This is a genomic window from Streptomyces sp. NPDC050617 (assembly GCF_040654795.1).
Taxonomy (GTDB): domain Bacteria; phylum Actinomycetota; class Actinomycetes; order Streptomycetales; family Streptomycetaceae; genus Streptomyces.
In genome coordinates this window covers 1-22,283 of the sequence record NZ_JBFAIS010000002.1, presented here as the reverse complement: position 1 = coordinate 22,283, position 22,283 = coordinate 1, and the positions used below count along the sequence as shown (strand labels likewise).

At 70.7% G+C, this 22,283-nt stretch carries 15 protein-coding genes and 2 pseudogenes; 9 read left to right on the top strand and 8 right to left on the bottom strand.

From position 1 onward, the window contains the following. The first annotated feature begins 99 nt into the window (after window positions 1-99). The 6 genes from AB0I49_RS02755 to AB0I49_RS02730 all read left to right on the top strand — a co-directional run bounded on the left by AB0I49_RS02755 (window position 100) and on the right by AB0I49_RS02730 (window position 9,362). A complete protein-coding gene (locus AB0I49_RS02755; RefSeq protein WP_363224988.1) occupies window positions 100-1,050 on the top strand; it encodes a hypothetical protein in 951 nt (316 codons plus the stop codon). Beyond that, window positions 1,047-3,515, top strand: coding sequence for a hypothetical protein (locus AB0I49_RS02750; protein WP_363224987.1), 2,469 nt, complete (start codon window positions 1,047-1,049; stop codon window positions 3,513-3,515). Before AB0I49_RS02755 ends, AB0I49_RS02750 begins: the two co-directional genes overlap by 4 nt. Further along, on the top strand, window positions 3,515-4,528 hold the full coding sequence (locus AB0I49_RS02745; protein ID WP_363224986.1) for a hypothetical protein: 1,014 nt from the start codon (window positions 3,515-3,517) through the stop codon (window positions 4,526-4,528). The genes AB0I49_RS02750 and AB0I49_RS02745 overlap by 1 nt, the downstream gene beginning before the upstream one ends. 755 nt (window positions 4,529-5,283) lie before the next feature. After that, window positions 5,284-5,559 (top strand): helix-turn-helix domain-containing protein, encoded by a 276-nt coding sequence (locus tag AB0I49_RS02740; RefSeq protein ID WP_363224985.1) that lies wholly within the window; start codon window positions 5,284-5,286, stop codon window positions 5,557-5,559. A gap of 225 nt (window positions 5,560-5,784) precedes the next feature. Continuing rightward, complete coding sequence (locus AB0I49_RS02735) at window positions 5,785-8,118, top strand: LuxR C-terminal-related transcriptional regulator (RefSeq protein WP_363224984.1); 2,334 nt, start codon at window positions 5,785-5,787, stop codon at window positions 8,116-8,118. 221 nt (window positions 8,119-8,339) lie between these two features. Beyond that, window positions 8,340-9,362 (top strand): hypothetical protein, encoded by a 1,023-nt coding sequence (locus AB0I49_RS02730; RefSeq protein ID WP_363224983.1) that lies wholly within the window; start codon window positions 8,340-8,342, stop codon window positions 9,360-9,362. Window positions 9,363-9,473: 111 nt separating this feature from the next. Here the strand turns inward: AB0I49_RS02730 and AB0I49_RS02725 are convergent, their stop codons facing one another. Continuing rightward, the gene (locus AB0I49_RS02725; protein ID WP_363224982.1) at window positions 9,474-10,418 is read right to left on the bottom strand and encodes a phosphorothioated DNA-binding restriction endonuclease; all 945 of its coding nucleotides are present in this window, start codon (window positions 10,416-10,418) and stop codon (window positions 9,474-9,476) included. Between the two features lie 425 nt (window positions 10,419-10,843). Between AB0I49_RS02725 and AB0I49_RS02720 the strand changes: the two genes are divergently transcribed. After that, on the top strand, window positions 10,844-10,936 hold the full coding sequence (locus tag AB0I49_RS02720; RefSeq protein ID WP_363224981.1) for a tryptorubin family RiPP precursor: 93 nt from the start codon (window positions 10,844-10,846) through the stop codon (window positions 10,934-10,936). Between the two features lie 76 nt (window positions 10,937-11,012). Further along, window positions 11,013-12,059: a cytochrome P450 gene (locus tag AB0I49_RS02715; protein ID WP_363224980.1), complete on the top strand. Its 1,047-nt coding sequence runs from the start codon at window positions 11,013-11,015 to the stop codon at window positions 12,057-12,059. 48 nt (window positions 12,060-12,107) lie between these two features. On the opposite strand, the gene AB0I49_RS02710 is transcribed toward AB0I49_RS02715, so the two are convergent. The 7 genes and pseudogenes from AB0I49_RS02710 to AB0I49_RS02680 all read right to left on the bottom strand — a co-directional run bounded on the left by AB0I49_RS02710 (window position 12,108) and on the right by AB0I49_RS02680 (window position 18,539). After that, window positions 12,108-14,531: a helicase-associated domain-containing protein gene (locus AB0I49_RS02710; RefSeq protein WP_363224979.1), complete on the bottom strand. Its 2,424-nt coding sequence runs from the start codon at window positions 14,529-14,531 to the stop codon at window positions 12,108-12,110. A gap of 232 nt (window positions 14,532-14,763) precedes the next feature. Then, window positions 14,764-15,081 carry a hypothetical protein gene (locus AB0I49_RS02705; RefSeq protein WP_363224977.1) on the bottom strand — a complete coding sequence of 106 codons (318 nt, stop codon included), beginning with the start codon at window positions 15,079-15,081 and terminating at the stop codon, window positions 14,764-14,766. A gap of 91 nt (window positions 15,082-15,172) precedes the next feature. Continuing rightward, window positions 15,173-15,595 (bottom strand): annotated as a pseudogene (locus tag AB0I49_RS02700) (PIN domain nuclease). Beyond that, the gene (locus tag AB0I49_RS02695; RefSeq protein ID WP_363224976.1) at window positions 15,592-15,807 is read right to left on the bottom strand and encodes a type II toxin-antitoxin system VapB family antitoxin; all 216 of its coding nucleotides are present in this window, start codon (window positions 15,805-15,807) and stop codon (window positions 15,592-15,594) included. The pseudogene AB0I49_RS02700 and the gene AB0I49_RS02695 overlap by 4 nt, the downstream one beginning before the upstream one ends. A gap of 192 nt (window positions 15,808-15,999) precedes the next feature. Beyond that, window positions 16,000-16,959: a hypothetical protein gene (locus AB0I49_RS02690; protein ID WP_363224975.1), complete on the bottom strand. Its 960-nt coding sequence runs from the start codon at window positions 16,957-16,959 to the stop codon at window positions 16,000-16,002. Between the two features lie 200 nt (window positions 16,960-17,159). Next, window positions 17,160-17,762, bottom strand: coding sequence for a hypothetical protein (locus AB0I49_RS02685; protein ID WP_363224974.1), 603 nt, complete (start codon window positions 17,760-17,762; stop codon window positions 17,160-17,162). Window positions 17,763-17,837: 75 nt separating this feature from the next. Continuing rightward, window positions 17,838-18,539: a glycosyltransferase family 39 protein gene (locus AB0I49_RS02680; RefSeq protein WP_363224973.1), complete on the bottom strand. Its 702-nt coding sequence runs from the start codon at window positions 18,537-18,539 to the stop codon at window positions 17,838-17,840. 298 nt (window positions 18,540-18,837) lie between these two features. Here AB0I49_RS02680 and AB0I49_RS02675 point away from each other — a divergent pair. Then, window positions 18,838-22,192, top strand: a pseudogene (locus AB0I49_RS02675) (hypothetical protein). Window positions 22,193-22,283: the final 91 nt, after the last annotated feature.

The following is a 22,283-nucleotide window of genomic DNA, read 5'->3' as shown; positions in this document are numbered from 1 at the left end:
GGGCATCGGCGGCGGCCGGACCGTCTTCACCGCCGCGGGTGCCCGGACCGCACCCGGTCCGGAGCGACTTCGAGAGTCCGTCTCCGAGAGGAAACCGCCATGAACCCGTCCTTCCCGCGCTCCTCCGAACAGCCCGAAGCGATCAACGGCCCCAACCTCCGGAGCCGGCGACTCCCGCCGTACCGGGGAATCGTGGCCGTCGACGCCAAGGACTTCACCGGATACCCGGCCAGTGAGCACATCGTCATCAGCAATGCCATTCCGCAGCTTCTCCAGCAGTCCTTCGAGCGCGCGGGCATCCCGGAGGTCTGGGAGGAGAGGAGGTTTCCCGACGCCAAAGGGGACGGTTACGTATTCGGCTTCGACCCGGGGGCGATGCCCTTCGTCATCCACCCCTGGCTCAGCACGCTCCAGGACGTGCTCACCGAGTTCAATGTGCACTCGGTGGGGGCCGTTCGCATCCGGCTCCGGGTCAGCCTGAACATTGGGCCCGTGACCGACTCGGGGGAGAAGTACGACGGCAAGGGCACGCCCCGCAACGACACGCACCGCCTGCTCGACTCCCGTCCGGTCAAGGCGATGCTGGCCGCTTCCAGCGAGAACGTCACGCAGGTGGCAGCCATCCTCTCCGACCGCTGTTTCCAGGACGCGGTGGTGAGCGGCTACACCGGCCGTCATCTCGACTACTTCATCGAGGTGCCGGCGGCGGTCGAGGACAAGACATTCGCTCAGCGGGCCTGGCTGTACGTCCCTGTCCCGTCCGGGAATCTCTACGACCGTCACATCCTGGGCGACCAGGTGATCGAGGACCAGGAGACCCGGCGCGCGGACGCGGAGCCCGAGCCGCGACGGCGCAAAGGCGGCGGTTCGCGCCGGACGGTGACGAACAGGGCGGACAAGGGAAACCTGAACACCGGCACGGTGCACGGCGGTCAGAGCATCAGCAACACGGATGTGGGCGGCGACCACTTCGGCGGCAACAAGGCGGGGACCGTCCACGGCAACCAGGGCGACACGGTTCGGGGCGACAAGAAGTCGAGGCACCAGTGAGCCCGGGGGACGGGCGGGCGGGGCCCGACGGCGGCCCGGACCGCTCGGGGAAGACGGCGGAGCAGTGGCCCGGGGCGCCGCACAGGGCGCCGATCGGCGAGCTGACCGGCGGGTCGGCCAGTGCCGCGCCTGGTGCACAGGACGGTACGGCGAACGAGAGGCCGGGCGAGACGCCGAAGAGTCCGGGGAGCCGACTCGGCGAGGACGAGTCCGACGGACCCGACGACGACTATGACGACTTCGACGGCTACGGCGACGAGAACGCGTACGGATACCAGCACGCCGACGCGGTCTTCGGCCCGTACGTGGACGCGGACCGGCAGCAGTCCTTCATCTTCGCGCCGGGCGCGAACGTCAACGCGGGTTCCGTGCACGGCGGTCAGCATGTGAAGAACCAGGAGTGGGCGGCCGGCCCAGGCGGCCGACGAGCCGAGGCGTACGAGGGGCCCGTATCCGAAGCCGAGATCCTGGAGGCGCGGCTGGGCTTCGCGAAGCCGGACTGGTTCCCCGCGGCCCTGGAGAAGCTCGACACCCGAGTCCTCTTCCTCACCGGCGAACCCGGAACCGGACGGCGGACCGCGGCTCTCAACCTCCTGTACCACCACAGCGGCGAGAGCATGGCGCTGCGCGCGGTCGACAATGACACCGACCTCTCCTCCTGGCGGCCCACCCACACCGAGGCGCGCGGATACCTGGTGGACGGCCTACTGCTCAAACAACCGTTGAAACCCGCGGTGGTCGGCAACCTGCGGCGCCTGCTGACCGAGGCGCACGCGCGCATGGTGGTGGTGCTTCCGTACGACCCCGGCCTGGTACGGAGCCTGGAGCGGGACCTTCACGTCAGTCCGGTGCGGTACCGGCCGCCCGCGCCGCGGGCGGTGTTCGAGGAGCGGTTCCAGGCGGCGGTACCGGATCCGGCGGAGCGCGAGCGACTGCTCGGCGGCCTGGAGAAGGGGTTGCTGGACGAGCTTCTGGTGCCCGAACTCGTCCCCGCGGAAGTCGCCGAACTGGTCGCCGCCGTGGTCGCTTCCGGGGAAGGCGGGGCGGAGCGGTCCGACATCCGGAACCGGCTGAGCTTCCTCGCCGAGGGTGAGGCGCCGGACCTCATCAGGAGCCTGTGCGACGACGCGGACGGGCTGGCTTTCCTGCTGGCGACCTGCGTCTTCGAAGGGCTGGACCACCGGATCGTCCGAGAGGAGGCGGAGCGGCTCCTCAAACTGGCGGAAGGCCGGTTGAACTCCGTACTGCCGCGGACCGACGACCGTGGCGAGGGCGGCGACGACGGGGAAGGCCGGGCCGGCCGGAACGGCCCGGAGCCGTCGCGCCCCAACCCGCAATTCGTCTTCCGGCGCTCCCTGGAGCACCTGCTGTGGACCGTACGCGCACAGTGCGCGCCCAAGGAGGTCCGGTCCGGCCCCGCGTTCGCCTACTCGGTGGAGCCCGTGTACTTCACCCGGCACCGGCAGGCGGAAGCCGTACTGAAATACGTGTGGCGGGAGTACGGGCAGCTGTCCGAAGTGCTCGCGTCCTGGATGGACCAGGTCAGGAACGAGAACGACCTGACACAGCCGGTGGGCAGAGTCATGGGCATGGCGGCCGGCTGGGGCGGCGGCCGCCAAGCGCTACGGCACATCGCCGCACTCGCCAAGTCCGACCGCAGGAGCAGCCGGGACATCGCCGCCTACGCGCTGGGCGTGGCGGCCGAGGATCCCGTGCTGGCGACGGAGGTCAAGCACCGGCTTTCCGCCTGGAGCCACGCGCGGGGCACGCAACTGCGGTGCACCGTCGCGCACGCCTGCGGCACCGACTTCGGGGCGTCCCGGCCGGACCTCGCGCTGCGCCTGCTGCGAAGCCTGTCCTACGGCCTGGACGACACCCATGAATACACCCTCCGTACGGAGGTGGGGAGGGCTTTGGTCCGTCTCTTCGAGTCGGGCAATCAGGCGGTGGTCTTCCGGAACCTGACCGAATGGGCCGGCCACGAGGGGCCCGACGCCGAACTCGCCTTGGGGGCGTTCCCGCAGTTGCTCCGTAGCCCTCTCTGGTTTCAAGGAGAGCTGCTGGAAGACGGCGAGTTCGCGGAACAGATCATCGCTCTCATTCGGCGGACGCTCAGCGGAAACGACAATTCCGAAGCGACGCGCCGCGCACTGGTCGGCTGGAGCCGGATGGCCGTCTGGAGCGATCAGCTGCAAGAGGCCGTGGAACTGCTGTTCACCGACCTCGCGCGGAACATGCAGCACGGCGTTCTGGGCCTGTTCGTCGAGATCGACCGGCACGAAGACACGGAAATGGCCGGGCGTGAGATCGCTCGTGCCGCGTTGAGCGCCTGGCGCAGGGGTGAGCCGACGGCACGGACCGCGGACGTCGGCCCCGCGGCTGATGGCTCCGCGTACGGCGACTTCGCGCATGGCGGCTCCGATTACGACGGTACCGACGTACGTGCGGACAGGAGGACATACTGATGAGCGAGATCGACCAGCCGGTCTACATCCTCGCCGTACATGCGCCTTGGCGTGAGATTCTCCGGCAGCGCTGGTCGGGCCGGCTGGACCGGGCCCTGGTGCTGAGGGACAAGGGCGGAGCCCACCACGTACTGGGACGCCGGAACAGGCACGGCGCTCGGACCGGATCGCCGCTCGGCATGCTCTTGCGCGGGATCGAAGAGCCGGGCGCGGAGCCGATGGAGGCGATGTCCCGGCCACGGCTGCTCGGCGGCTACGACGCCGCGTTCCATGTGCATCTCGGTGAGCGTTCGCAGACGAGGGGAGTCGGCCTGCCGACCGCGTTCGGTACCGAATCGGTGGACGTACGGGTGCTGTGGTGGGTGCACGACCCGGTTCAGGCCGTGCGCAGTGGGACGACGCACGGATGGGACGTGGTCCGCAACGGCCTCGACCGGGCCTTGCACCACTTGGAGGCGGGGCAGACCGCCGAGGGATACGGCATCGCCGCGGCCGAGATGCTGCGGTCTCTGTCCCCGCCGCAGCGGTTGGAGGCTTCGGGGCTCACCTATCGCGTGACCGACGTCTTCGCGCGGGAATCGGCCGGGGAACTGCGGCTGGGGCAGGCCGGGGACGCCGGGCTCCCGTACTCCTGGACCGCCAATCACAGGGAAGAGTACGAGTTCTGCCTTCAGGCGCTGCGCGGCGGCCCTGTCTCGCTGGCGGCGCTTTGGCTGCTCAGGCACCCGGACCAGGTCAGTCAGGTGCTGGACTGGACGGTGAGCCACCAGGCCGCCCTCCGGGGCGAGGTCGGCTGGCAGGACGAGATGGCTCAGATGCTCGGCAAGCTGACGCCGCAGGAGCAGCAGGAACTCTCGGAACTGCTGCGTGACCGGCTCGTCGCGCTGGGGCGGCAGGTTCCCGGGCAGCGGGCGGCCAAGGCGGATGGCGGCATCGCGCCGCCCGGGCCGGGCGGCCGTCCGGGGGCAGCGGGCGGCTGGGGCGCCGACGGCATGGCGGAACGGCTGGCCTGAGGCGAGACCGAGGAAGCGCCGAGTTGGAAACTCATGTCGAGGGAGTGGACCGTGGCCCTGTTACAGAGGACCAGCCTGTTCGATTCGATCGAGGAGCATATCCGGGGTCTGCGGCCTGTCCCGCAGCTCCACATCTCAGCTCCAGGCGCTCCGGAGACGTTGTGGCTGACTCCGCATCAGGCACGACAGGAGCTCTACGAGCAGCCGGTTGACGAACCGTTGCGTGAGGCGATCTGGCGAGAAGCGGTTGGCTTGGCACAGCGGGAGAAGCCCGGACAGCAGTGGCAGCTCTATGCGGTGTGGTTGGCACTCCCCGGCCTGCGGCGGACCGTGTATCGAGTGTCCAGGCGCTTCCGAGTAGCTCAAGACGACGTCGAGGCCGAGATGGTTCTCGCGTTGCTCGAACGGTTGCACGCCATCGATGCAGGCGCTCCGGGCCCTGGCCTGGAGCTCTTGCGGGCGGCGCGGCGCCACGGCTGGCGGACGGCCCGGCGCACCGGCAACGAGATGCCTATGGAGGACGTCGACCTCACCACAAGGTTTCAAGCGAGGGTGCGTGATGAGGCGACCGGTGCCTCCCTCATCAAGCCGATTCTCCCGACAGGGAGCGCGGCTCCCGAGTGCCAACGTGAAGGGGAACGCCTCGGCTCAATCGCTCACCGACTACGGTTGGGCGATATCTCGCCCGCCGCGCGGCGGGCGGGGAGAGGCCCGCTGGTCGCACTGCTCCCGATCGAACGGCCTGGTGACCGACGATGACGGAGCGCAAGGGTTCCGCCCTCACCTTCACGGAGATCTTCGCACTTCCGGTCGTCCTGGATGTGCGCACGGCGGCACGTGCTTTCGGCGTCAGCCCCGGTACGGCCTACAAGCTGATCAAGCATGGAGGCTTCCCCTGCGAGGCTGTCAGGTGCGGACGGCAGCACCGGATCTCGACTGCGTCCGTGCTGCGGGCTCTGGGCATCGAGGAGCGGCCGGTCTACGCAGAAGACCTGGAGGCGGGGGCGGCCTTCGCCGCCGAACTCGATTGAACCGCGTCCTTCGCCTCTTGCGAGACCCTGCATCGATCAACAGCCCACCCGATAAGCCCGTAACCGCAAGCATCTGGTCACGTACCCGCCAGAGACCGGCCGACAGAGGCCGGCAGCCGCCGATACCGATCGCCCCCGGCACCCGCCCGCCCCGCCGTCGTTAGTTTGGTTCCTCCGTGGCTCGGCAGCTCTTCGCGGGGGGGGCGACGGAGGACGGTGAGGTGCATGGCGTTCGGCTCGGCCCGGTGGTGCGACGGGCGGGTGCCCGCCGAGATGACGAGTTTCGTGGGACGGGCCCGTGAACTGGAGCGGGCGCGGGAGCTGCTGGCGCGTACCCGGCTGGTGACGCTCGTCGGGCCCGGCGGCGTGGGCAAGACGCGGATCGCCGTGCGCGTCGCCGCGCGGGCGGCCGGGGCGTACGGCGACGGCGCGCGCTTCGTCGAGCTGTCGGGGCTCAAGGACGCCGAGCTGCTGCCGCAGGCCGTGTCCGAGGCGCTGGGGCTGCCGCAGCAGACGTCGAGGCCGCAGGCGGACGCGTTGACCGAGTACGTGGCGGAGCGCGAACTGCTGCTCGTACTGGACACCTGCGAGCACGTACTCGACGCCTGCGCGGACCTCGCCGACCTGCTGCTTCCCCGGGCGCCCCGGCTGACGATCCTGGCGACCAGCCGGCAGCCGCTGGCCGCGCCCGGCGAGCACCTGCTGCCCGTACCCGCGCTGCCGCTGCCCCGGCCGGGCGACGACGGCGACAGCGAGGCGCTGGTCCTGCTCGCCGAGCGGGCCGCCGCCGTGCTGCCGGGCTTCGAGCTGACCGGCGCGAACCGGCGGCACGCCGTCGCGCTCTGCCACCGCCTGGGCGGCATACCGCTGGCCATCGAACTCGCCGCCGTCCGGCTGCGGGCCCTGCCGCTCGACCAGCTCGTGGCGCGGCTCAGCGACACGTTCGCGCTGCTCGACCACGGCCGCATGACGACACTGGCGCGCCACCAGACGCTGCGCGCGACCATGGACTGGAGCCACGACCTGTGCACGCCCGCCGAGCGGTTGCTGTGGGCGCGGCTCTCCGTCTTCGCCGGGTCGTTCGGCCTGGACGCCGTCGCCGAAGTCGCCGCGGACGACGAGCTGCCGGCCGAGACCGTCCTGAACCACCTGGTCGGGCTCGTCGAGAAGTCGGTGGTGGTGCGGCTGGGCGAGGACGGCGACCGTTACCGGCTGCTGGACACCCTGCGCGAGTACGGCGCCGAACGCCTCGAAGAGCTCGGCGGGACCGGCGCGCTCCGCCGCCGCCACGTCGCCTGCTTCCGCGCCATGCTGGGCCGCTTCGAGGACCAGTTCGTCAGCTCCTCCCAACTCCCGCTCTACCAAGGTCTCGTGGGCGAGCGCGACAATCTGCGGGCTGCCCTGCGGTACGCGGCGGACGGCCCCGAACTCCTCGGCGTGACCGCCGTCATGTGGACGTACTGGCTCTGTTCCGGCCGGCCCGCCGAAGGCGCGTACTGGACGGGGAGGGCCCTGGACCGCACCCGCGGCGACGAGCCGTCCCCGCAGCGGTTGATGACCCTCGCCTGGTACTCGATGTTCGTCGGCAGGGAGGGCGACCAGGCGGCGGCCCTCGCCATCGCCGGCACCGCGCTCGCCTGCGCGCGGTCGCTCGACGACGCCCGGTCCTCGGCCTGGGCCGCCTTCGCCGAGTCGAGCGCGCTCTATCACCAGGACCACCAGGACCACCAGGACGCCCACGAGCGAGGGCTGATCGCGGCGGCCGCGACCGTGAGGCTGATGCGGGAGGCCGCGGACGTGCACGGCGAACGGCTGACGCGGATGCACGTCAGCGTCGCCCACCTGCTGGCCGGGCAGCCCGCCGCGGCCATCGAGGCCGCCCGCACCACGCTCGAACTCCTCGGCCCGGACAGCCAGGAGTGCTACGTCCGGGGCTCGCAGTGCATCACCAAGGGCCTGGCGCACATGATGCTCGGCGAGCCGGCCGAAGCGGCCCGCTCGCTGCGGACGGGCGTACGGCTGAAGGGCGCGCTGGACGACACGCTGGGCGTGGCGGCGGCCATGGACCTGCTGGCCTGGATCGCGGTCGGCGAGGGGCGGATGCGCAGGGCGGCCTGCCTGTTCGGGGCGTGCGCCGCGCAGTGGCGGAAGATCGGGCCGCAGCCCCTGGTCGGGAACGCGCAGATGCAGGCCCTGCACGACAAGTACGAGCAGCGCGCCCGCGACGAACTGGGCGCCGGCCGGTACACCGCCCTGCACGCCAAGGGCGCGGCGCTCTCCCTGAGCGCGGGCGTGCTGATGGCGGCGGAGGACAAGGACGCGCCGCCGGGCGTGCCCCGGCAGCAGGCGATCACGGCCCGGCCGCGGCCCGTGCCGAGCGCGCTGACGCGGCGCGAGCGGGAGGTGGCCGGGCTCGTGGCGGAGGGACTGACCAACCGGGAGATCGCCGAACGCCTCGTGATCTCGCGGCGCACCGTCGACGCGCACGTGGAGCACATCCTCGCCAAGCTCGGGTACTCGTCGCGGGCGCAGGTCACGGAGCTGCTGAAGGGCGGGTAGGGGGGCGGGTGAGGGGCGCCGCGGGGCTGGTGAGGGTTGTAGAAGGGCGGGTGAGGGGTGCCGGAGAGCGGGCGAGGGTGCGTATACCCATCCGTGTGACGGCGCTGACCTGCGGCTATCCGACCTAGGTATACGGATACGGGCCGTTCACCGATGCCCCGCCGAGCCGCCCCGGCCAAGCTGACTGCCTTCTGAGGACACGAACCCTGGAGGTAGGAGAGATGCCGGATCCGCTCGTCGGCCTGGACGCCGCCGCGCTGGTCGGCCGTGACGCCGAGGCGATCGAGGTCGAAGGGCTGCTGAGAGAGCACCGGCTGGTCGCGGTGGTCGGCCCCGGCGGGGTGGGCAAGAGCGCGCTGGCGGCGGACGTGGCGCGGCGGATGCTCCCCGGCCCCTGGGCGGCGGTGGCCGCCACCGACCTGGCCGGGCTGGAGACCCCCGGCCAGGTGTCCCACTGGATGGCCTGCGCGCTGCGGCTCCGGGGCCGGCCCCGGCTGGCCGAGGCGGTGGGGGAGCGCCCGACGCTGCTGGTCGTGGACACCTGCGAGCATCTGGCGGAGGAGTGCGCCGACGTGCTCGTACGGCTGGTGAACGCGTGCGCCGGCATGCACGTCCTGCTTACGAGCCGGGTGCCGCTGCGGACGCCGGCGAGCTATCCGCTGCGGCCGCTCGACCCGGAGGCCGCCGCCACGCTGTTCTCGCGGACGGCGCGGCGGTTCGGCGCGAGCGTCACGCCGGAGAGCGAACTGGCCCGCAGGATCTGCATCTCCCTCGACGGCCTGCCGCTGGCCGTACAGCTCGCGGCGGGCGGACTGGCGCACCGTACGCCCGACGAACTGCTGCCCTTCGTCTCCCGGCTCCGGCACGTACTGGACCTGACCTCGCCCGTGACGGCCCTCCCCAGCCGCCAGCGCACCCTGCGCGCCTCGCTGAGCTGGAGCCACCGGCTGTGCACGCCGGACGAGCGGCTGCTGTGGGCGCGGTGCAGCGTCTTCACCGACCCGTTCACGCTGCGGGACGCGCTCGCGGTCTGCTCGGACGAATGGCTCGCCGCGGGCCCCCTGGTCACGGCCTTCGCCGGCCTGGCCGCCCAGTCCGTACTCACCCCGGAACCGCCGCCGCACACGGCCTCGTTCCGGATGCCGCGGGTGACGCGGGCGTACGGGCGGCAGCGTCTGGAACTGCTCGGCGAGGAGGACGAGTTCGAGCGGCGGTGCGGGGCGTGGTGCGTCAACAGTTGCTGAGGGGGTGGAGGGGGAGTACGTGCGTATGGTGCGGGGGGTCTTCAGTACGTATGAGCTCTGGCTGGGCGGTGTCCGTACCGGTGTCTGTACCGGTGTTCGTACCGGTGTCCGTCAGCGGGCGGCGGCGGCCGGGCGCGGGGCGCCGCGGAAGACCTGGCGGGTGTGCCAGGCGCGGTGGCTCGGCGCTATGGGGGCGGCGCCCGGCTGGGGGCCGATGAGCGGGCGGCCGGCGAGGGCGGTGACGTGGTCGCGGGCGGCGGCGCTCTGCCCGACGAAGTGCTGGGAGACGAGGACGACGTGACGTGCCCCCGAACTGTCAAAGGCCCCTTCCTCCACCCCTGCTCCTTCCCCCACTCCGAGGACGCCCTTGTCGAAGAGCTTGTGGTGCAGGGCGCAGAGGCACAGCCCGTTGTCGACGACGTCCGGGCCGTCGAAGGCCCACCAGCGCACGTGCGCGGCCTCCAGTCCGACCGGGGTGGCGCCGATGCGCCCGTCGTAGCCGCAGAAGGCGCACTGGTACTCGTAGGCGGTCAGCACCAACTCCCGCATGCGCCGGTCGCGCCGCTGCCGCGCGCCCCCGGTCAGGAGCGGGTCGGTCTCCGCGGCCTCCAGCTCCAGGCCGACCGCTTCGCACAGGTCGGGGTGGAGGGACGGCGGGAAGTGCAGGTCGAGCAGGACGCGGGCCATCCGGCCGAGGAGTGAGGGCTCGCGCCGCAGGGCGGAGCGCAGTTCGGGTACGAGCCGGCCGGCGGCGCCCGACGCGCGCAGCTCCAGGACGCCGGTGCCGGGGCTGCCGGGGCCGCGGTCCGTACGCACCTCCCACACGCCGTCGCTGACGAGGTGGTGGAAGGGGTAGGCGGGGGTGGTCTTGTTGGCGGGTCCGTACTCGATCAGGAGCTGTTTGAGGTCCTCTTCGACCGCGCTGTAGCGGAGTTCGCCGTCGGCGTCCTCCTGGAAGCGGCCGAGGGCGTAGAGCAGCAGCAGCGGCTTGTGGGGCGCTCGCACGCCGTTTCCCGTCCACTGCCTCAGCTTCGCGGTGCGCTCCAGCCAGTCCATGGCGGTCGATCATAGGCGGGCGGTAGGGGGAGGGGCGGGGAGCAGGGAGCGGAGAGCGGAGAGCGGAGAGTAAAACATTGCCCGATGGTTGGGGGGCATTCGGAGACGGCCCTGAATCGTCGGGGGCGCCGATACCAGATCATGCGCATGCCAGATTTGCCGTTTCGAACCGCGATAAGCCGCCCAAATCCCCCGCTATTCCTTCCTTTATGGACAGGGATGGGGGATTTCTGGCCGATTTGCCGTGATGGGAATGTGCAGCCGCCCTAAAACGTAAATAGATGAATTCGCTGCTGTGATGTGAGTCACTTGACACTTTTGGTGGGTGGGTCTTCACTCTTCCGCGGTGGCCGGAATGCATTCCGAAGGGTTCCGCTTCTTTCGGATTACAGCTGTTCGCCGAGTCGGTCTGTCAACTGGTACGTATGAATGGAGGAATTATGAAGCTGGTTCACCTGGTCAATAAGTTCCGTTCGGAGAAGAGCCTGAAGGCGTACTCCTGGTACCAGTGGCTCTAATCAGGTAGTTTTTCACCGGCCCCGGACCGACCAGCGATCCTGGTCGGTCCGGGCAGCCCAGCAACGGAGTTCACCCATGCCCATGCATCGCACCGGCGGGAGCACTCGGGTCGTAGAGTTCGCGCCGCGAATCCAAGAACTGCTCAGTCGCTATGGCGATGCGTCGCTGTTCCGTCTGGAGCCGGACACCATCGGTATAGCCGACCCCGACCTGATGAACGCCGTGCTGAGCGGCAGGCCGGCCAACGAGCACGAGCGCCCCACCTTCAAGCCCGTACAGGGCAGGTCGGTCACCCGCGCCGAGGCCTCGGCCTTCATGCAGGCGCTCGGCGCCGACGTACGGGCGGCGATGCAGCGCCCCGTACCCGAATCGGTCGACCTGACGGGCCCCTGGCCGCACGCCGGACATGTTTATCTGCGCAACCTGCTTTTCGACCGGGAGCACCTCCGCTTCCGCGTTCTGGTGGACCGCAGGCTGGAGCTCACCCCGAAATTGACCTGGGCGGCCGTGGCCTCCGGCGCCGCGGTACTGGGCAAGCCGAAAGGCGACCAGCCGCTGTCGAAACTGGCTTCCCTGGTACTCGATTCCCAGAACTACCGCGACCGCCGCCACGCCATGTTCCTCTACCGGCGAATGGGCGCGCCGATGTGCTTCACGGTGGCGGCGCTCGTCACCAGCGCCCTCTGGCTGGGCGCCCCGTTCCGCGAGGAAACCTCGAATCGGAACATCCTCCTGGAAGCTCTCCGTTTGCTTCCCCCGTCATGGAACATCCTGCGGGTGGCATCCCCGGAATTCCTCGCCGTGGACGAACGCATCGGCCCCGGGGACGACATCCTCCTTTTCCCTCTGCTGAGCCACCGCAACCCCAAGCTCTGGGACGACCCCGAAGAGTTCATCCCCGAACGCTGGGACGACCTCGACAGCGACACCCACCCCGGCTACCTCCCCTTCGGCCCCGCCAGCGAACGCTGCTGGGCCCGCCACATGGTCTTCCCCCTGGCCGAACGCCTCCTCGACCTCGTACGCCGCGACGGCCTATCCGTAAGCCCCGACCAGACCAAGGTCAAAATCGAACTGGGCGGACTGCTGGAACTGACGGAGGTCCGGATGGTGCGGCCGTGACGGTGTGACGGTGAGGACGCGACGGTGAGGGCGCGCCCGTAAGAAGAACTACGCGGGCATGACGCCGTGGACGCGGGAGAGGGTGAAGACGCGGTCGTCGTCGCGCAGATGGCACCAGGCGTAGATATAGGGCGCGTCGAGGTCGATCTCGCTGATGGTGCGCACGGTGTGGTTCCCGGAGGCGTCGACGTATTCGATGGTGATGGCCTGCCGCTTCGAGATGGCGTGGGCCAGTTGACGTATGTCGGCGAGGGGCAGCAGGCGCGCGTAATAGGCGGTGATCTCCTCGACGTCGGTGTTGTATGGGATGCCGTTCTCGGGGTCGGGCTCCGGCGCGATGGGCGGGGCGGCCAGCAGCTTGGCGGCCAGCGCGCCCACGTCGGGGGCGTCGGCGACGGCCCGGGACTTCTTCTTCTTCTTACGTGCGTTCGTGGCCCGGCCGCCCGACGCGCGGTCGGGCTGCCGCGGGCGCGGCACCGGGGAGGCGGCCCGGCGGTGCTGAGGCTTCTCGACGCGTACGGTCCCGTCGGCGGCCTCGGCGACGGGCGCGTACCCGGCGGCCCGCAGCGCGGCGAGGGTGTCGTCGAGCGGGCTCCGGCCGACCAGTACCGTCGGGGCCAATTGCCGCAGGCCGAGGCCGGTGAGCTGCCGGTGGGCGGCGAGTTCGGCGAGCAGGGCGGGCTCCTCGCCGTGGATGACGCAGGCCGCGGTGGTGACGCGCATACGGCCGTGGCCACGCGCGGTGTCGTGGACCAGGTACGACAACGGCTGCGGGAGCGCGCCGACGGCGACGGCGGACAGGTCGGCCACGATCGCCTCGGGCGTACGTCCCGAGTCCAGGGCGCGGCGGACGGTACCCGGTCCGAACCGCCACACCGATGCCGTGCCGCCGGCCTCCCGGTCCGCGGTGGCGTCCAGGAGCGCGGCGAGGGGAGCGGACGGGGTGCCGGTGACGACGGCGGTGAGGTCGGTGCCGAAGCGGGCCGTCTTAGCGGCCGCGGGCAGCAGCCGCCGGCAGGCCGCGGCGAGTGCCTTGGCGTCATGCTCCCGCGCGGCGGCGCCGATGCGGGACAGAGCGCCGCGCGCGATGACCCCGAGCAGTTCGGCCTCGCGGACGTGCGTCGAGAACGGCACGGCGTCGCGGTGCAGTTCCTCCGCGAGCGGACGGTGCCAGGCGATCAGCGGCCCCAGATCCGCGGCGTTCTCCGCTCCTTGGCCCGCCGGGAGGATCGCCGCGGCGATGAGGAGCCCGTCCCGGGCCTGTGCACAGGCGACACAGGGAGGTGTTCCGGCGAGTACGGGCAGCGCCTTGCCGTCCTCGCCGCGGGCCCGGGACGGGGCGAACGGCAGCTCACGCCACGTCTGGAGCAGCACGGCGAACCGCTCCGCCGGCTCTCGTTCCGCCCACGCGTCGTAGCCGTCCGTCGCCGCGACCCGGTCGCCGTCCGCGGCCAGCAGCCCGGCGGCGTGCGCCGTCTCCAGTACGAGGCGTACGACGCCGTCGTCGCACCGCGCCGTCTTGCCGATCCGGGCCAGCTCACGCGCGCCGACCCCGCCGGACTTCAACACGGCCGGAGGCGAGGCGGAGCACACCGCCAGGACGGACGCGGCGTCGGCGGCGAACGCCGTGGCCGCCGCGGACGCCTCCCGGTCCACGTCCTCCGAGGTGACGGGCGCCGAACTCACCGACGGCGGAGCCGGGTCGAACGGCGCGTGCCAGGCGTCCCCGCGCAGCGCGAACGCCACCTCGGCGGGCATCCGGGCGGGCTCGTACCCGTACCGGTCCTGTACGAGCAGCCCCCGTTCCAACGCCCAGCGAGCACCGGGAGGGGAGCCCGCGTAAATCTCCCCGAACTCGTCGCCCTGCGCGGCCCGTTCACTCCCTCGTCCGGCCAGCCGCACAAGCAGTTTCCGGGTGGCCGCAGGCGCCCCCGCCACCAGCGCGGTGACCTGCTCCGGATCGCTGTGATGCCCCGCGAGGGCGGAGAGCCGCTGCCGCCTGGTGGTGCCGGGCGACTTGACGCCCAATGCCACCAGCATGCGGCGCAGTTCCTCGGAGGCTGTGTCCGCCAGCAGCTCGACGAGCGGCGCGTCCAGCCCCAGCGGCGTGCGCCACGCCAGCCGCAACGGCTCGGCCATGCACAACTGCCCGTCACCGTCGGGCCACACCAGCGCCAGCTCGGCCAGCCCCCCGAGCGCCTCATCCAGCCCACGAACACCGTCCGCCCCGGACACGCCCAGCAAATACGCCAACTCCGCACGCGAAGCCGTCCCCAGCGCCGCCAGCGCCTCGGTCGCCTGCAGACACGGCAACGTCAGCCTCGGCAGCACCCGCGCCACCGACGCCTGACGCCGCAGCCGATCCGCCACCTCCCCCAGAGACTGCGGCTCCGGCGCCGCCACACCGTCCGGCCGCGCGACGAGAACCCGCTCCAGCCGCTCGCCGTCGAGCCCGCTCAACCACGCGGCCAACGTCGACCCACCGGGCTCACTGGTTCCATTGCTCTCGCTGATGGGGCACCTCACGACAACGACAACTCTTCACTCCCGGACCGAAACCACCGGCCCCGTACCCGTAGAGGGCTCCAGACTGCCGCATACCCATGCCCCGCCGCGTCCCGCTCCGCCGGAAACCCGCTTCCGTGTGAACGTGGGGTGGGCTGGGGGCGGCTCCTCGTAGGAGCCCATGGACACAACCCCTCGCTCAGAGGGCGATGAGGACAACCGTCGGCAGGAGTGTCGCGGCGGTACTGAGCAGCCAGTACGTGCGCGGAGTCAGCGTGGTTCCGCGGCGAAGGGGCCGGTTTGCCGACCACCAGAGCAACCCGTAGAGCCCGACGACGGGAATGCCGATCAGCAGCCATGGCAGCACGCCGTCGTTCTCCGTCGGCTCCCGCTGAGTCAGCCCGAGAGCGGCCAGCGGCCAGTTCGACGCGAAGTACCACAGCAACCAGATCGGCACCACACCGAGAACCCCGAGCAGCAGGTTCACACCCAGTGGTACCGGCCAACGCCCTGGCATTTCGCCCCGCCTCTCTCCGCTCGCCCGACGCGCTACATTCCGCACGACAGCGCGACGGGGAACTGGGTCAGGAACTGGGGTCGGTTGGCGCTCACTTACCTGTCGCCGGGCCGTACCACTGCATGGCTTGTCCGGTGACGGCGGCGATGCACTCGAAGTCGTGGTCGCGGTGCAGGAGAGTCAGACCCTGGAGCCCCGCGGTGGCGGCGACGACCAGATCCACGGCTCCCGCACTGCGGTGCTGCCCGCGCCGGGTCAGCAACTCCTGGACCTGCCAGGCGCGGTCGTACGAGCGGTCGTCGATGGGCGCCGAGCCGAAGAGCAGTCGCATGTCCTCGACACCGCGCGCACGGTCCGCGGCGGAGCGAGCACTGTAGAAGAACTCCAGATCGGTGACGGGACAGGTCGCGATGAGGCCGGCCGCGGCGGCCTGGTCCTATCCGTACTGTTCGGCGTCGCCGCGGAGGAACCGGGCGAGCGCACTGGTGTCGATCAGGAACTGCGCCGCGCTCACCGTCGGTAGTCCCTCTTGCCCTCGAAGAGATCCAGATCGAAGCCGCCTTCCTCTCCCGCGGCCCGCAGCCGGGTGAGAGCGAGAGCTCGCCGCCGGTTCTCCAGCACCTCGCGCAGAGCGGTGTTGACCGTCTCCTTCTTGGTGCCGGTCCCCAGGGCCTGAGCCACGTCGGCGAGGAGGTCGTCGTCCAGGTCGATGACTGTTCGACTCATTCAGATACCTCCCAATATATAAAAAATGACTGCAAGTATATCGCGATAGATGTCGCCGGACCTGAGGGCGCATCGACCTCCGTACTTCATATGCGGCTCTTCGACGGGAATCTTGGACTGAGGTGCACGAGGCCAGGGTCAAGACCAGCCTGCTCCGGCTGCCAGTGATCGCTGCGAGACGGCCGGAGCCGGTCAGGTGAGTGAGGAATCCTGACCTTGGAGCGCTTGCTCTGCGATGGCGGCGATACGTCCGACCTGCTCTCGCAGCCGGGCAAGCTCTGCGGCTTTCTGCCTACCTGCCACGATCTCGGACAGGGCGGCGATGACGGTTTCCTGGTGGTCGCTGGTGCCCAGGAGTTGGGCGGCACGGCCGAGCAGAGCGGCATCCACGCTGACGGGGATGCTCGACTCCGGCTTGGGCGGGGTGGAGGGCTCAGGGGCCACCCTGGCCTTGCGGCGGCGTGCGGAAGGTGCCGGGGCAGGCGTGGGTTCGGCCGGCGACGGAGGTTCGGCCGCAACGCTGTCGGGGCTGCCGAGCACCGTGACCACCGGCTTTCGATAACAGACGTCTATACCTGCCTTGGTCGTGAAGGCGACGAGCTCCATGGTGAGGTCGCATACGGCCGAACCGCCGACACGTTCCAGGGCATCCACCAGGTCGGAGAGCTGCGCGGCCATCTGCCACGAACCTGTCATGAAGTGGAACGTGCCGAGCTTGGGTGCCGCCGCGATCTGGAAGGTGACCTCGGCGGAAGGCATCGGGCCGTGGCCGTCCCTGGCTGCCCGTTTCCTGTCCTCAAGCAGAGGAGGGCAGCCGCAGGGCTGGCCCTTCTTTTGCTCTGGTGACAGGAACTCCACGCCGTCGCACTCGTGGATGATGCCTTGACTGCCCCGAAGGATCATATGGGCCGCCACCGCGTCGGGCCCATCCAGGAGCACGCGCACACTCTCGTGGTTCGTCAGCACTTCGTAGGCAAGACCACCTCCTTCCCCTTTCTGCGGTCGCGGTTCGCCACCCAGGAGGCCGGCGACACCGGCGGCGACATCGGCATCGTCGGTGGTGACACGCCAGGCATCCAGGGACTGGGGCCGCCCCTCGGATAAACGCCCCATGTGGAAGCGTCCGGCTCGGGCGGCTGAGTTCTGCGTCATTCGCGACCTTTGGTGGAGGGGAGGACAGTTGATCTCCGCGATGTACCAATGACGTGGTGCGTGTGATGTGTCACGAGACCGGCTACAGGGCGGGGCGCCCCCCATTGTGTCCAGCCCAACAGCTTCGCTCGGCTGGTTCCCACCGGAGGGTCCATCGCTATCGCCGGCAGACGGTGGCCGCTGGACACCGGCGACGGCACTCAGCAGCGGCCGGGGAGCGCGTACACCGTGATCACTGAACCGTCGACCGTTCGCTTGCCGCACGCCTCGAAGCGGTCAGCGAGGGTGTCCCGTTTCACCCGGGCCATGGCACTGTCCTCCACCGTCACGCCGGGTGGCGAGGCGACGGCGACGATCCGGTGGCGAGCGAGCATCCGAGCGCGCAGTTCGTCGGGGCCCACCTCGGTGCCGTACAGGCTGTGCGAAGGGAGCGGGCCGCGTGCCCTTGCCAGGTCCACCCCCGGGGCGGGCCCGGGCTCGGCAAGTTCCCAGACCCTGCGCTTCACGGACAGGTACACCAGGCCGTCGTCGGGCCGAACGGTCTCGCGCAGCACGGCGGCGAGTGCGGTCATGTCGTCCGAGCGGCTCGCGGGAGTGCGCAGATCCAGAGCGGTCGGCGCCAGTGCCGCGCAGGCGACGACGGCCGCGGCAACCACGCCCGCGCGGGTCCCGCGCCCGCGCCGCAGCACTTGGTCAAAGGCGGCGCCGAGGAGCAGCGCGAGGCCCGCGACGCCGTAGAGCACGTACCGCTCCAGGTACAGCGGCTTGGCCAGGGCCAGGAGCATCAGGAGCCCGGTCGGCACGAGGAACAGACCGAGACCGAGGACAACCAGGCGGCGCTCGCACGCGGTGCGGGGCCGCCGGCCCGCCACGGCGAGTCATACCGCGCCCAGGGCCACGCCGGCCATGAGTGAGAAGTGGGCGTACTCGTCAGGTTTCGTGGCGTCCAGCCAGCCCACCTGGGTGGACTGCCGCATACTCACCAGCCCGAGCGCGGCGAGCCCCACCACGACACGTACGGCCGCCGCCACGAAGGTCCGGCGCATCGCGCGCGGTACCACCAGGGCATGCGCGGCCAATGCGAGAATCGCGAACTCGTGTACCCAGCAGGCCGTGAGCAGCAGCGCCGTGTACGCCGCCCACACCCTCCGCCGATCGCGCTCGACCGCTCGCACCAGGGCGTAGGTCGCCCGGACGACAAGGGCGCACACCAGCGCGTACGAGCGGCCCTCCTGCGCGTACCGCTGCATCCCGGGCAGAACGACGAACACGATGCCCGCGCACAGTCCGGCACGTGGCCCCGCCAGGCGAAGGCCGATCATCGCGACACCTCCCGCGGCCGCCGTCGCGGCGAGCACCGAGGGCAGCCGCAGGACGAGCATGCCCGTACCGAAGACGCCGAACAGACCGTGCATCAGCAGGTAGTAGAGACCGTGCACCGCGTCGACGTGACCCAACGTCTGCCACAGATCCGGGAGATCGCGACTCGCCAGCCCGATCGTCACGGCCTCGTCATGCCAAACGGCGCCATCGCGCCGCAGGCCCCATAGGCCCAGCACGAGAGCGAGCAGCGTCGGCACGGCAACGACGCGCCACCGGCCGAGGGGCGCTGCCGCACGGACGGCGGACGTGGTGCGAGACCGGGCGAGGAGCGTGCGGGGGTGAACGGTGGCGATGGCCGGCTCCGGCAGGGCTCGACGGCTGGGACAGGTCGAGTCCAGCCGCCGGGGAATTGATGCGCAGGCCCCGTTCCGGGGCCCAATCAATTCCCGGCAGGACGCCGAACAGCAGTAACGCCGGCCGGATAGGGCCGTGGGGCTGACAGGGGGCGCGGCCCGTGGTCGCGGGGCGCGCATCGCGCGACGGGGGGAGCCACCGATGGGGCGCCGGGAGAAGCCGCTCGACCCGGCCGCGGGCGCCGCTCCACGCCTCGCTCACGAGCTGCGGAAGTTGCGTGCGGAAGCGGGCGGACCTACCTATCGGGCGATGGCCGAGCGCGTCGGATTCTCGGCCCCGACCCTGTCCGCCGCCGCCTCCGGTGAGCGAGTGCCGACTCTGCCCGTCCTGCTCGCTTATGTGCGTGCCTGCGGTGGCGACGCGGCGGACTGGGGGCGGCGTTGGCGCGAGGCGACCGCGGACGCTGCCGCGGAAGCCGAGGCCGTGGAGGAGGCGGAGGCCTCCCCCTACAAGGGCCTGGCCCGGTTCGAGCCCGACGATCGGGATACCTATTTCGGGCGCGGCGAACTTGTTGCGGAACTCGCTGCCTCCGTCGCCCGCCACCGCATCGTCGCTCTGGTGGGCGGCTCTGGAAGCGGCAAGTCGTCCCTGCTGCGCGCGGGGCTCGTCCCAACCCTGCGCGACGAAGAGGATCCGCGGCGCAGGCCGGCCGTCGTCCGCGTCATCACCCCGTCGGACCGCCCCGATCCCTCCCTGCTCGCACCGGCCACTGCCCAACAGGGCGACACGATCGTCCTGATCGACCAGTTCGAGGAGTTGTTCACGCTCTGCCGCGACGACTCCGCCCGCGTCCGATTCGTCGACGCGCTGCTCGCAGCCCGCTCGCCTGAGAGCCGACTGCGTGTCGTCATCTCCGTACGCGCCGACTTCTACGGCCGCTGCGCCGAGCACGGCCCGCTCGCCGACGCCTTGCGATCTGCCACGCTCCTTGTCGGCCCGATGACGTCCGCCCAGCTCAGGGCGGCCGTCATCGGGCCGGCGCAGCGCGACTACCTCATCGTTGAGAGGGCGTTGACCGCCCGCATCGTCGCCGACGTGGAAAGGCAGCCGGGCGGTCTGCCGCTGATGGCGCACGCCCTCCTCGAAAGTCTGGCGCCGGCGCCGCGGCAAGACGCTCACCGAGCAGGCGTACGACGCTATCGGCGGAGTGCGCGGCGCCATCGCCCACACCGCCGAGGCGGTGTACGTCCGCTTCACCGACGAGCAGGCTGCGGTCGCCCACCGGCTGCTGCTGCGCATGGTCTCTCCGGGGGATGGCACACAGGACACCCGCCGGCCCGTTGAACGTTCCGAACTCTCACCGGAGATCCCAGAGTCGGCAGTCCTGGAGGAACTGGTGCGGGCCCGATTGCTCACCATCGACGGCGCCACGGTCGACCTCGCCCACGAAGCCCTGCTCACCGCCTGGCCGCGACTGCGCGGCTGGATCGAGGCCGACCGAGAACGGCTGCGCCTGCATCGGGCGCTGACGGAGGCGGCCCGGGCGTGGGAGGCGCTGGATCGGGACCCCGGGGCGCTGTTTCGGGGGGTACGACTCTCGGCGGCCCGTGAGGCGTTCGGTGATCCGGGCGGAGAGGCTTTCGGGGACAAGAGCGCAGCCGATGAGCTGACGGCCCTGGAAGGCGACTTTCACCGCGCGAGCCTGGCCGCCCACGAGCAGGCGGTTCGGACACGAACGCGTGGTGCCCGCCGACGCCGCACTCTGACCGCGGCCCTTGCCCTGCTGATCTGGCTGGCAGCCGTAGCGGGCACGGCGGCCTGGCAGCAGAGCCGCATCAGCGACCGTCGCCGCGACGAGGCCGAGGCCCGCCGCATCGCCGGTGTCGCCACAGCCCTGCGCGCATCTGACCCGCGCCTGGCCATGCGATTGAGCGTGGCCTCCTGGCGGATCGCCGACGTGCCGGAAACGCGTGAGGCGGTACGGGGTGCCGCCGCCCAGTGCGAGCAGGCGTCGTTCACACCGCGCGACGGCACGGGCGATCTGCAATCGCAGGGCCGGCTCAGTTCGGACGGCCGGATCCTGACGAAGGTCGGCAGGGACCGCGTGTATCAGTGGGATGCACGCACGGGCCGCTCGCTCGGCGCGGTCAAGATCCCAGGCGACGCCTTCGCATCGGTCCTCACCGTCAGCGGCGACGCCGGGCAGGTCGCGTACCTCGACAGCCGGGGCGCCGTCGTTGTGCGGGACCTGCGCGACGGGCAGCGGTCGCGGAGCCTCGGCGGCCTTCATGGGAAGTATCCAGAAGCCGAGTTCGGCCCGAATGGGCGGCTGCTCATCACCGAGGACGAAGACGAGGACAAGCAGGACAGTGAAGCCAGGGTTCAGGTGTGGGACGTGGAGACGGGCCGGGTCGTATTCACGGCCGGGGCGCGACAGGGTGACGGACCGGTCACCCAACTGGGCCTCGACGGCCAGCTCTTGGCCGCCTGCTCGTACGGCACTGCCCGACTGTCGGTCTGGGACATCAAGTCGAAGCGCCGGCTGCCCGCGTCCTGGGCCCGCGAGGCGGACCGCGAACTATGTGACGAGGGCGCCCGATTCACGTTCTTGCCCGACAGCCGCGCCATCGCCGTCGCGGTGGAAGGCGGAGTCCGCACCTGGGATGTGCGGGACGGCCGGGAACGCCCCAGGATCAGGACCGGTGGAAAGGACCGGCCGGATGTGTCGTTCAGCGCCGACGGGGCGTACGCCGTCACCCTCCAAAGCGGCATCGCCCTGTGGCACACCGCGCGCCAGGACCACCCGCTGACCACCTACACACCGGAAGCGTCCTACGCCGTCGAGCCGCGGATCAATCCGGATGACGGAGTGCTGCGGTTCGTCGTCGGCGGCACGAACACCGTGAAGACGCTCGACGTCCGTGCCGTACTGCAGGCCATCGGACCGAGGCGGCACGAGCAGTCCTACCAACAGGCCGAGTTCAGCCCGGACGGACACACTGCCGTGACGACACAGCGGCAGGGCCAGGATTGGCAGTTCCAGCTGCACGAACGAGACGGCAGGACGATCACCCTGCCGGGCCGGGCAGGTGGAGACACAGCACCTCACATCGCCTTCTCGCCGGACGGCCGGACCGTCGCATACGGAGCCTCCGAAGTCCGCCTGTGGAACGTGGTGCACCGGCGCGAAACCGCGCGAATCAAGGTGCCGGAACTGATCCAGACCATCGCCGTGGACGCGGACGGCGCGTCCCTGCTCTTCGCCACCGCCCGGCAGGTCGGCGGGCAGAACGACGCCCCGAGCACCGTCGAAGTGTGGCGGGCCTCCGGGCAGACCCGGCACCGTCTCCTGCGCAAGCAGGCGGAGACGACCTCCTGGAACCGGACGCGACCGCTCTGCTCACGTCGAACGGCGACCGATACGAGCTGGACATCGGCCGTAAATCCACCAGTCTGTACGGCGAGGACACGCTCCAGTCCGCATGGTTCAGCCGAGACGGAAACCACCTCGCCTTCAGCACCCTGGAGGGCCGGGTCACGTTATGGGACCGCCTAGGGTGTGTTGCGAAAGTGGATCTTGTTCGTTGATGATCATGTTCTGTGGGACGTGGGGATCTGACGAACGGGCAGTGGGCCCGGCTTGAGCC